Genomic DNA, 12,214 nt, shown 5'->3' on the forward strand with positions numbered 1-12,214 from the left:
AGAAAAACCGGTGCTTAATACCATGTATAGATACCCTACCGTTCGTGAGGCAAAGACTCACGCAAAACACCTATCTAGAACCTTCGACCTAAAGCGTTCAGAAGCTCAAGAGATTACAGCATATTGGTTCAATTGTTATGATTGGGGTGAACTGCTAGAAAAGTCTGGTGCTAAAATATCCATAGAAGAGGTAAATGCTGTTACTCCATTCATCAACATATTTGGTCAAAGCAAGGTTGATGAGTTTAAGGGTGTTGTTCTCCCCCACTTTGATGCAATTAGAAAGCATTTCAATAAAAACATTCACGTTCATGGCAGTATCTTGCATAAGATTCTAGAAGAAAAGTTTAACCAGATTTCTGGTAATACAATTGATGCAATTCTTCACGCAATGAATGAGCATCAAGAAGAATGTATACCATGGGATAGTTCTGAGCTGATTAGCGAGCTTGAGTTTAGGGACGATACAGTTTCCCGAATACTATCAGGGAAGGACAAAACTAAACTTCAACTGCACAACGGTCATATAGAACCTGCTATGTATGGGTTTAGTTTTTATGCTTATTACCGATTCAGAGGTAAAAAAGTGGATATTACCGTTCGAGAGTTTGATCTAGATTTATGCCGACCATCAAGAGATGGCGTGAGTAACAATCTATCTATTTGTGAACGAGGTTGGTTCAGTAAGTACTTCATCGCCTATCTGAAGCTGGTTATTCAGCAGCTGCGCAGCGTTGGGTACACAGGAACTGTAAGGGTATGTAAAATTCAAAACGTAAAAGCCCTAGATTTCTACCGCAAAAGAGGGGGGGACACTCTTCACGGCGCTGTGTACGATTTATTCAAGGAACTTCTTAGTATGGGCGGTGACTTTGCTTGGAGCACAGACGAGGAAGGAAAAATATGGGATCTAGGAATAGAACTTTCATTTGAAACTAGCTCATCTCAATGGATGTTTGGAGAGCGAACACTATGAGCAACAAGGTGTCTAGTATTGTTCTTGAGCGATTCAAAAATCTAACTCATTGTGAGCAAGCTCTTATTATGAGCGAAGTGTTTTCCTCAGACCAATTCGATAAGTTTCAAAAAGAGGCTAATAAGAAAGGAAAGCCCCCTAACAAGGTAGCCAGTGACTTTTTGAGACGTTATTTGTCAAAGAATTTTGAGACCAATACTGTTTACGGGCGTAGGCTTGCCCTTAAGACTGACTACGATGATGACCGACTAGACCCTATTTCTGTGTGGATGCCTAACGGAAGGTTTAACTGTGATAAATCGGGGTTCTACAAGCTTCTTGGTAACCAAACAAAGTGTAATCGCGCAATTTCAGAGATTATAAAGAAGAGTCGCTATATGTTGGCCATCAAGAAGTGGGATTCAATCAAACCGTATCTAATGTCACCTGCTGTTGGAGTAGAGAACTATTTTGTTTCGCCAAGGCTTTGGTACGAACCTAACCTACACGAACAGCAATCTGTGTACTTCCTTCTGGATGAGTCGAAAGGTCTTGTGAAGATAGGCATATCAAAAAATATTAATAATAGGATGGATGCCGTTAAACGAGAGTACAAAACTGGTCCTTTGACTCTGCTTACTGTCGTGCTTCATGGTGGTCTAACTGTTGAGAGGAGTTTACACAAAAAGTTTAGTGATTGGCTTGTTGATGGCAAAGGTCGAGAGTGGTTCAAATATGAGGGAGAGCTTGTAGAATTTATCGATGAACTAAGCCAATACACTATAAAGAGTGAATACTTGGAAGCTGTAGGTATTATCTAGGTATACCTATCGTGGTTAAGTAAATCAGTCATCCATGTGATAGACGTTTTTGTCTTAAGCATTAATTGGTTCGTTATATTAAGTCACAACTACAATTTAAGGTATATAGCGAGTCAAAACTCTAACTCATTCTGCGGCAGAAATGAGCTAGCGATGAATCCACTAACTCGAAATTGGACATAAGCGTGCTAGAGCTGGTGCTCTAGCACGCCTATGTCTAACTAGAAAAGTATATTGAGGCTTTGATTATTTGTTAGTCATATTTAGAATGATGCTCTATTTATAGGACGGTCTCTGTATAAGAAATACCTCAATTGCTCCGCGTTTAGTCTACTAAAGTTATAATACCTTACCTGAGGATCGTAATTATTTAGTTTTTCGGGGTCATAAAACGAAACGTTTTTCTCTGACAAAAATGAAAAACCAATGGACTCATCTAGGTAATTCTGACCTCCAACTGGAGCAAGCCACCCTTTCTTAAGGGCTTCGTAAGCTAACAGCCAATTGCTACCTTTCAGCTCTTGTGGGTTCATTAGACTTTCCCACAATTCAAACGTTTCTTCGTCTGAAATCAAACCACGCTGCTGCGCATCCAAAGTTAGGAGAGCTACAAATGAATTTTCAATACTCTTTATTGTATCGACCACTTCTGAAGTAAATTCAATGTCGAGTAGCATCATTCCCCATATAGCCCAGCAAATTTCGCTAGTGTGGCTCTGTCTAGAGTTTTCAGTAATAACCAATTCTAGAGTTTGTTTAATCTCTTCAATATCGACTTGGATACCCGCATTTTTATAGAACGCAATAAAATCAATAACGATAGGTAATGTTGATGGTTCTGCGGTAGCCCATTGTAAAAGAATTCTCTGGTACAGCGCATAATTTGCACTTTGAACGATATGGGATGATGTTCGAACTACTGCATACTTTAAAATAGGCTCAAAAGGTTCTTTTGAAATGTAATCCATTGTCATATCGAAAAATGACAACAGCGTTCTTCTTTGAACGCCAGCAGTTGCCATACTAATATCAAACTTTTGAAGTTCATGTAACCACTGAGGATCAACTTCTAATGGTAGCTTAATTATTTCGGTTTTCGAAGAGTTAAGCTCCAGTTCGAATTGAGACAATACCTCTTGCAGTACAGATAATGTATGCTCAGCTTCCTGCAAGGTTTTACACCCAAATTCAAAGTCATCAATATATCGATGGTAGTTTGTCCCAACCTTAGTTACTAGTTGCTTGTCAACTTCAGACATAATCAGTTCAGCAATAGCAAATGAAGTGTCAGTTCCTATTGGAATCCCTTTGGTTTGTTGGTCTTGAGAATTTCTTACCAAGGTATCAATCTTGTTCCCAAGATTTTTGCGAAAACTCCTTTGCTGCTTTGCTAAAGACTTTGTGTGTAAAACCCATGGAATACTATGAGTATATATAGTTGAGTAGAAGTTAGAGATGTCCGCTTTTAGAATATAGCGAGAAGCAGTCCTCGTTTTTAACTTAGAATCAGGCAGAAAGCTAAATCCCTTTTCCCATTTTAAAGCTCTGGTTGAGTCATCTTCAACTGGACGACTAATTGATTGAGAAGCTCTGTCAAAAACGGAGTCAAAATCAGCCCAATGGTCTGATATCAGCTTTGCGAGCTGATAATAATTTATAGGGTTGGGAATTCTTAATGGGCGGCGCAATTTCCCTCGTCTAGCCAAGTTAAACTTCGCACATTCGCTGCTATAGACTGGCCCATCTCGGTTATACGTGAATGGTCTGGAAAGATTATTCCTCGGATCTATCAGCACGTCTCCATAGTTGATAGTGCTAAATGTCGTTGGAATTTCTTGTGGGAAATAACCTTTTTTAAGTAATTTTTCTAACATTTCACCTAACCTTACTAATATCGCTAATGCTCACTCAAACTGTGAATAAACGCGTGCCATGTCTGAGCGCTAGCGAGTTCTGCACGCGTTTTCGAGTCAGATTTAAAGCGTGTGTTATAGCAATTTTAACTGCGTCTCGTTGGTCTAGTCGGAGGTGGAGGTGGCGGTGGGACTGCTTGTTTTGGCGTTTCTCTTGGCTTATCAACTGGTCTAGGTGGAGTTTTATCATTCATTTTTTTATCTCCGTTGTATTCGTGGGTTGTCCAACTTCTGTTGCTTGATTTGATTCAAGATTTTGAAAATCTGTATTGTGGGAAACAAATAGTCCAAATAAAGCAATAGCAAAAAACAGAGCTATCGCACCAAAGTAGTGTGAAAGGCGAGCAACAAAAACTAGTATTTTATTCTCAGAAAACGCCTCCTCTTCAGGAACCTCATCATCTTCATTTTGAATCGCACTTCTAATACTTATTCTGTTCTGAATAATGCTATCTGAAAGTTCCCTATTACGATAATACAAGTACCCTGAAAGCAGCAGACTAGATAAAACAAAGAACACCGAGATCACAAAAAATACCCAGCTCGATTTTGCATATATCAAGCTGTCAACATTACCTTCAATATAGAGCTTATCAAACAAGGTAAATGTTAAACCTAAACCTGCACTTGAAATTGCAAGCACAGCTTTATCAAGTCCCTCAGAAACCTTGGTTTCACCCTCAACCAATTGACTCCTATAATTTAAATAAGACTCGATTTCTGAGCTTAGCTGTTCAACTCGTGAACTTTCAGACATAGTCATCCTCAAATTGCTATAACTCTTATAGACAGAGTTTTTCCATGTTTACATTCAATCTATGTTGCTGTCATTTATTATGAAACTCAACAAGTATCAGCTTTTTGTGTGAATTGGCAGAGCGTTTCGAGGTATAACGAAGAAACGTTACCGTACTAATGCCCAAAGTACTGATTAGATTTACTTGGTCTAGCGCCGTACTGGCTAGATTGTACATTCTTTGGTTCTAACAAGGTTCGGGGCAGACGTGATTTTCGAAACAAGAGTCTGCCCAACAACCTGTTGGCAAAATTACTTCAGACTGATTTTTGCAATAGGCTGTTGCAAAATTGGGGCATATAGGAGTTGTTGCAAACACTGCAACTACTTAGGATTCCTCGATAGTTACTTAATGAGCAATGTGCATGCTTTGCACATTAGCTAATCTTATTGCCAATTCTATACCTTCTGAAGCATTTGGAGGTATATTCGATTTAGAAAGTGCCCAAAAATGAACGAATCTACAGACTCAATATTGAGTAAAAGTGCTACGCAACCAACCCAGATTTGAGTTTTGCGAATGCTTCGTTGACCAGCTTCATTCTTATTAAGAATGGATTATTTATACCCACAAAGTATTTTTTTGGTTTAAGTATCTAATTAGATGTTCTTTACCATGTTTCGTCATGACCTTTAAAGGTGTGATGTAACCTTAGGCGCAATTTCTACGTGTTGAGACCAATACCCATCTTCAGAGACCCCTGCCTCAAGAGTTTACACCAGGTTACTTGACTCTGAAGTGATGACAATAAATTTGATTTATTCATAAATTCTTGGATAGCAATTCTAAAAATCCTAGTCTTCAGTACTGTTTTGTTAGCTTTTTCATTTATTCTCCAAGACCAGAAAAAGCCGAAATTACCCTTTGCCTAAACGCCCCAAGTCGCAGCTCATCAAACGCCTCTATGGTCTCGTTATGATTGCTTATACCATCGGTACAACTTCCCCAAGATACATTTGAACCTTGGTGGCTTTGAGATTCAAGCAAAGGCTTCTCATCATCCAAATGACTTCGTTGATGAGAAAATCCAGATTCTATTGATTTTCCCATAAATACGTAAAGACAAGACTCAGGGATGTCTTCCTCAACTCGCTCAGCAATCTGGATGAGGCTTTGTTCTGCAAACGTAAATAACCAAGCTTGCTGGGAAGTTGAGGAGTTGACTCGAAGTATACGCCCTAACACCTGGCGGAAGTACAGTTCAGTTTTGACCGAACTCATGTGGCAACATACTTGAAGGCGCGGAATATCAGTTCCTTCGCTGATCATACCTATGCTCACAATCCATTGAGCATCACTTTGTCTATAACGCTCTATTTCAGCTAAAGGCTCTTCATGACGATAGGTAACAATTGAGACGGTTTGACCAAATTTTTGAGAAATAATTTCTTTAATTGCTTGTGCATGTTGAACGGAAGCGGCAACAACTAATCCCCCCGCAGTAGGAGAATCAAGGCGTACTTTGGCTAATCGTTCACACCCTAAGCCAAGTAAATATTCCATAGCCTCTTGGTTATGTATGACGCTTTGGTAAGAGGCTTTCGTTTTTTTAAGCATCTCTAAGATTGATGAAAAAGATTCCATCTTCTCATTGCTAGTGACAGACAAATGCTCATTATCGATCAGCACGATTTTAGGTGCTCTACAGACACAATCATCAATAGCTTGTTTAAGAGTATATTGGTAGTCGACAAGTAGTTGCCCATCTGGATCGCTGTATTCACCCAATACAATCGGTAAAGAGTCTGATCTCCATGGTGTTCCTGAAAGCACGAGTGTGAAAGTAGCAAGTCCTTGTATCTTTGTAAGAACTTGTTGCCCCCAAATGTTTGCATTTTCAATCTCAGAACCAGAGCAATGATGAATCTCATCAAACACGACAAAAACTCTATGGTTTTTCAATGTTTGCCAAAACTCATCGTTAAGGAACTGAATAGACTGGTATGTTAGGGATTGCCCAATCGCCCCCATGCCGCCGTTAAAAGTACAATCAAGGATTGATGAAAACGTCTTTTTAATGCCATCAGATACAGCCAAGGATGGTGAGAAGCATAATATAAGATCAACCATTTTATTTTGTAGTAATCTTGATGCAATATTAGCGGCAAGTACTGTCTTACCAGCCCCTGGAGTAGCTTGGCAAAAGAAATGGGGTAGATTCTTTGAGTATTTTTCTAAAGCTTTATCTGAGCATTCACTTTGCCATTTTCTTAGCATGACTAACCACCTGTACTCAGAGTATTCAAAACGGTTGTTAAAGCGTTTAATTTGCCGAGCAACATAGCGCCTCGTTCCTTAGCTTGTTGATGAATTGGAGCGAGTCTGCTTTCTAGCTCGGGGAATCGAGATATTATCGACTGGTACTCGTCTACCTCTCCAAGCAAGATTTCAAGCTCGCCTTTATACTCATTGCGCTCTTTGATCAGAACGGAATAATCCTGGTTAGTATTTTCGTGATTTATTCCGGATTGATGGTTTAACGCTGCATAGCTCGGTTGTTTTCTAAATTGTTCCGTTTGAAAGTAACGTTTGTTTCGACCAGAACCCTCACATCGTAACCAGTTTTTCTTTTCAAAGTTAAAAATGGCTCGATACACCTTTTTGCGAGCTTCACTTGAATTACATTTTTTATCATCAACTGATAGCCACAGATCCCTAGCTTCTAGCACGGTAAATCCATCTAAACTATGTTCAATCAACAACTTGTGCATGACTGCACTGATTCTTCGAGAACGTTTCATTTTCTTAAACAACACCCACTCAAAAACTAAGGATTGCTTAGTATACAGTTTTCCTGAAAACTAAGAAAATCTTAGTTAACTTGAGATCATAGAAATGAAACCTAAGTGTCATTCCAAAACCCAATCACAGCGCGACTCAAACAAGCTCGGAAAAAAGCAAAGATCTCCCAAAAAGCCTTGGGAGAGCGTATAGGCATGGATGCAAGTTCAGCTAGTGCTCGAATGAATCAATACGAAAGAGGTAAACACACTCCAGATGTTCAAACATTAAAGCTCATTGCTGATGAACTTGGTGTGCCACTCAACTTTTTCTTTTGTGAGGATGAAAGTTCTGCTGAGCTGGCGTGTATGATCGCTGAAATGACAGAGAGCGAAAGAAAGAAACTCATTGCAGCTCTGAGTCAAAATAAAGATTAAGAAGTAAGAGGGTTTACTTTAGGCTGGTTACGTGAGGTAAGTGTATTTCTATCTAATTTGAGCAACAGTGCATTGATAACATCTCATGCTATCCAAATAGTCCATAAGATAAGTATCTATAACGTTTTTGGATAGCCCATAGTTGCAGTCTTACTAATTTAGCAAGATATGAATTAGTTAAGGTATGACAAATAATTTAGTTATGCTCTAGGTTATCCAAGTTCCTGAATGTTCATCAAGTCGGTGATTATTAAGATAGACGCTTTTTAGCCACTTTGTTATATGTTTTACCTTTCATAACTCGTTCAACTTGAGAACGATCATTAAGTCCAAGTTGTTTCATAATAAAGGTCAGGTTATGTTTAGAAGATAGCCTTCTAATTTCGAGCACCTGGTCGACTGTTAGTCTGTTACTATGACCGCAAATCACACGGTTCACATAATCTTGATCACACCATAATTTGCTTACCATCAAGTTTGGCACGCCTTTATTTGGGTTAAGGCGTTGATAATCTGAAATTGCCGCATCTCTTTCTTCAAGCGAGATGCGTTCTCTATCTGTTATACTGTGCTCGTGAAGAAATCGTAAACCTTTAAAGCCACCAGGTATCATATTTAAAGAGTTACCATTAGCCATACACTGATCAACAATGAACTCTTCCCAATCCATGATCTGCTTGTAATTGTGGTTATATACAATTAGTTCTGATGTAAATATTACGTTTTTCTTGCCAGTAAATTCACGCCATGCCTTGTGAAAGGTTTTGTTACTGCCAGTTCTAACTTCATTGAAGTGTTCAGACATCCTCTGTAACCAACTACGCTTTGTAATCCCAATATAGTGGTATTCTTTATAATCATTGCCATCAGCAACACAGATCTGATGTCCGTATCCAAAATGGCAATTGCTAATCCTTTTAGCACCTTTCATTAAAAGTTGAACTGGCACAGCTATACCCCATGAAGTTCCTTCAAAACTATGATGAAGAAGCCTAAATAGGACTCTTACTTCGTGTTTTTTTCGAGCGTATTCAGGATGAGCAAAAAATGGATGGATGTAGGTTTGAATTGGGTTGTGTGGGATATCTTCCTTTCTATCATGGCTTTCGTGCGTGATATCAAAATCAAAATCTCCGCATAAATCCCAAGAGTGTGATTTCTTAGATTTGTTGTGCTTAAGAAGTTTATCAATACTGCCAGTTATATATTGAGATACAGCTGGATCTTCGCTTTTAAAGCGTTGCTTGCTCGTTGTGACACTATAACCTTGATTAATGTTATCTAGTGCTTCATCAATGATGTGAGCAAGCATATTACTGTTGATAGGGCAGTACTTACCGAACAACTCTTCCACATATTCCAAATCTATGTACTTAAGTTTATGGCTCAGTACTTTACTGGCTTGGATGTTAAACATCTTTTTGGGAGTAAAGCTCATATCAGAATACCGAAATTCCTAAATATAACAGGATAATAGAGGAAATAGAGGCTTTGGTAAGTGCCTCAAATCAAGGTTTAAATATTAAATCAACCGCCAAACTGAGTGACCCGACTTGGATTAGATAGAATTGCGATTCACACATTCACGATATGATTACGATATGCCCCATAACATACAAGTGTAAATTTATTGCATAACATTGAAAGTAAAAATAACCTCACATATCATACGGAACACATAACAATACGGTTGCTTATTTGCATTAGGAGCACAAGTTGCAATTTGTTGGTAGCAAATGGTTTAAAGTTGATTTTCATTGTCATTCTCCTGCCTCAGATGATTTTCCTAGATCTAGCAAGATTCTTGCCTGTACTAGTCGTGAATGGCTCCTTGGTCAAATGTCCAATGAAGTTGATTGTGTGGTATTGAGTGACCACAATACGGGCGCAGGTCTAGATAAAATTCGAATTGAACTAGAAACACTCAAAGCTGAGTTCGAGTCTGGTGAGAGTAATGGATATAGGGACATTGTTATTATGCCTGCAGTGGAGCTCACAGCGGCGGGTAACGTGCATGTTCTTGCTATCTTGCATGACAACGCTACATCCTCAACTATCAGCGAGTTGGTGGGTCGTTGCGGTCTTCCTTCATCCCAATGCAAGAATCATTCATTGGAACTCTCATTTGGCACACGAGGCATTGTTGAGGCTATCCATGGCTTTTCTACACCTGCTTTGGCCATTTTGGCGCATGTTGATATGCATAAAGGGATTTTCAAGAATTCCAACCAAGGCTCTGTAAAGGGTGTTTTCGATGCAAGTCCTGATGCTATAGAGCTAATAAGAGAGTTTGATGATCTCGAAACCTATCAGAAGAAACTCATCGAAGATCTCGCTTGGGTAAAAGGGTCTGACGCACATTCTATTGATGAAATGGGTAAAGGCTACACTTGGGTCAAAATGATAGAACCTTCTTTTGAGGGGCTAAAAGTCGCACTATCTGATCCTACGCATTGTATAAAACGGGGTCCTGAACAACCTCCAGCGATCCCATCGCAGCAAATCACCAAATTAACGTTAAAGACCAAGATGTGCCAAGACGTCAATACTAACCCCATTAGCATTGACTTAAGTCCTTGGTATACTTCAATTGTTGGGAGTCGTGGTTCCGGTAAATCTACGTTGATAGAAGCGATGCGATTGAGTCTCCGTCGTGATGAAAACCTTCCTTTTACACAACAAAAAAATATAGATGAATTCAAAAAGGTGGGACCGGATGGGGCTATGGCACCTGACTCTTTCATTGAGCTTGAGTACCGCAAAGATCAAGATACATACAAACTGACATGGTCACCGATAAATACTCATTTCCATCACTTGAATAAGAGAACTGATCAATGGGAGGAAGAAGAAACCTTCAATACATCACGCTTTCCAGTCTCGATTTACTCACAAAAAATGTTGTATGAAATGGCGACTAAGCCGAATTCATTTCTACGCGTAATAGATGAGAGTGAAACGGTAAATTATGCTAAGTGGCAACAAGATAAGCTCAATCTTGAAACTAAATACAAACAGTACTGTGCTGAAGAGCGTGAAGCCCAGCGCTCTATCGAAAACCTTACAACCACTAAAGGGCTATTACAAGACGTTGAACGTAAACTTCAGACATTAAAAAAGGCGGGCTTAGAGTCTTTACAACAAGCGCTCGCTAACGACAAAGAGAAATTAAGCAAAGCAGAAACCAGTAAGCAGAAGGTGGACGATTTAATCGAAAAACTGGAAAGTGCTTGCGCGGAGAGAACTGCAGCGAGTATTGACGACCGAGAGTCTGATTTAGGTAAGTGGCAACTAGAAGTTAATGAAATCCACGACACCTTGAGTGCAGCAGTACTCTCATTAATTTCAGAGTCAAAGGCTAAATTGGCTAATTCATCTGAACAAAGTTTTCTTCAAACGCTCAACCTTAGAATTGCTAATAATACTGGTGAATTGAACACTAAGGTCTCTGAATTAAACAACGCCAGCGTTGCCCCTGAAGAGCTCAATGTTCTTATGGACTCGCAAGCGGAGTTACAGCTGGTTCTAAATAACGAGCAAAGTTTGAAAAACGAACTTGCTTTGACCCAAAAAAACAAAGCTGATGTATACAAGCAACTTGTAACTCATAGGGAGCAACTAACCAGAGTTCGCAATCAGTTCATTGCTGATCTTGGTTTAGAGGAGTTGAAAATCAAGGTGCTTCCTCTGGCATGTTCAAGCAAGCGTTTAGTCAAAAGTTACCAAGATGCCTCAGGAATTGAAAAATTCGCGACTCACATCTTTGATGAAAATACACCGAATAGCTTATTGTACGACCTAAATAATTTAAACAAATTCAGTCCTAAAAGTGCAGAACTGCGGTATTCTGAACTGGCAAAACTGAAGAGTTTTCATATCGCTTGCCTCAAAAAGGAAGATAGTAGTGACTATGCAGGGATACACGGTTCGCTAAGAACCCGATTGGGACAGTTACAGGATGAAAGATTAGACGAATTACATTGTTGGTTTCCTGATGACGGTCTTCAAATTGAGTTCCAAGATTCGACGGGTAACTTTCGTCAATTAGAAAGGGCGTCACCAGGCCAAAAATCTGCGTCTATGTTGTCGTTTTTGATGTCATATGGCGAAGATCCACTGATACTCGATCAGCCTGAAGATGACTTGGATTGCGCTATGCTTGCTAGCTCTGTTATCCCTGCGATTTCGAATAATAAAAAACGTAGACAATTAGTAGTCGTAACTCACTCTGCACCAATTGTTGTGAACGGTGATGCGGAGCTAGTGGTAGGAATGAAACAGCAAGCCCAAAGGTTAGAGCCTCATATATCTGGAGGGCTTCAGGAATCTGCAGTCAAAGGGTTTATATGTGATCAAATGGAAGGTGGTGAGAAAGCCTTTAAAACAAGATTCAAACGCATCATCGGTTAGATAAACCTACCTAAAAAGCTCAACTAAGTGTTGAGCTTTTTAATTCCAATCGTTTAAATCTAGCAGTTAATGAATATGGGATACAGTGGAATAGTGATTCTAGTCATGGCTCATCAAAAGCCCGTACCGCCTCGCTTATATGTATTAGTTCCGACTAGAT

Annotated in this window: 9 protein-coding genes; 4 read left to right on the forward strand and 5 right to left on the reverse strand. The window is 39.4% G+C overall.

Annotated features, from left to right (window positions below):
• Window positions 1–22 precede the first annotated feature (22 nt).
• Window positions 23–976 carry a hypothetical protein gene (locus CW749_RS16770; RefSeq protein WP_145997858.1) on the forward strand — a complete coding sequence of 318 codons (954 nt, stop codon included), beginning with the start codon at window positions 23–25 and terminating at the stop codon, window positions 974–976.
• Entirely contained in the window at window positions 973–1,776 is an 804-nt protein-coding gene (locus CW749_RS16775; protein ID WP_180958432.1) for a GIY-YIG nuclease family protein, read from the forward strand. Before CW749_RS16770 ends, CW749_RS16775 begins: the two co-directional genes overlap by 4 nt.
• Before the next feature lie 263 nt (window positions 1,777–2,039).
• Here the strand turns inward: CW749_RS16775 and CW749_RS16780 are convergent, their stop codons facing one another.
• The 4 genes from CW749_RS16780 to CW749_RS16795 form a co-directional block, all read right to left on the reverse strand.
• Window positions 2,040–3,650, reverse strand: a complete 1,611-nt coding sequence (locus tag CW749_RS16780; RefSeq protein WP_101113415.1) for an RNA-directed DNA polymerase — start codon at window positions 3,648–3,650, stop codon at window positions 2,040–2,042.
• A 229-nt stretch (window positions 3,651–3,879) separates the two neighbouring features.
• Window positions 3,880–4,446, reverse strand: a complete 567-nt coding sequence (locus CW749_RS16785) for a hypothetical protein (protein ID WP_101113416.1) — start codon at window positions 4,444–4,446, stop codon at window positions 3,880–3,882.
• Between the two features lie 868 nt (window positions 4,447–5,314).
• On the reverse strand, window positions 5,315–6,703 hold the full coding sequence (locus CW749_RS16790; protein WP_101113417.1) for a DEAD/DEAH box helicase family protein: 1,389 nt from the start codon (window positions 6,701–6,703) through the stop codon (window positions 5,315–5,317).
• Window positions 6,704–6,705: 2 nt separating this feature from the next.
• Window positions 6,706–7,227: a hypothetical protein gene (locus tag CW749_RS16795; RefSeq protein ID WP_101113418.1), complete on the reverse strand. Its 522-nt coding sequence runs from the start codon at window positions 7,225–7,227 to the stop codon at window positions 6,706–6,708.
• Between the two features lie 105 nt (window positions 7,228–7,332).
• Between CW749_RS16795 and CW749_RS16800 the strand changes: the two genes are divergently transcribed.
• Window positions 7,333–7,644, forward strand: coding sequence for a helix-turn-helix transcriptional regulator (locus CW749_RS16800; RefSeq protein WP_101113419.1), 312 nt, complete (start codon window positions 7,333–7,335; stop codon window positions 7,642–7,644).
• Between the two features lie 250 nt (window positions 7,645–7,894).
• Here the strand turns inward: CW749_RS16800 and CW749_RS16805 are convergent, their stop codons facing one another.
• Window positions 7,895–9,082, reverse strand: a complete 1,188-nt coding sequence (locus CW749_RS16805; RefSeq protein WP_101113420.1) for a hypothetical protein — start codon at window positions 9,080–9,082, stop codon at window positions 7,895–7,897.
• Window positions 9,083–9,360: 278 nt separating this feature from the next.
• On the opposite strand from CW749_RS16805, the gene ppl reads away from it, so the two are divergent.
• Window positions 9,361–12,054, forward strand: a complete 2,694-nt coding sequence (gene ppl / locus CW749_RS16810) for an anti-phage protein Ppl (RefSeq protein WP_101113421.1) — start codon at window positions 9,361–9,363, stop codon at window positions 12,052–12,054.
• Window positions 12,055–12,214: the final 160 nt, after the last annotated feature.

It is taken from the genome of Vibrio sp. vnigr-6D03 (assembly GCF_002835515.1).
Classification (GTDB): domain Bacteria; phylum Pseudomonadota; class Gammaproteobacteria; order Enterobacterales; family Vibrionaceae; genus Vibrio; species Vibrio penaeicida.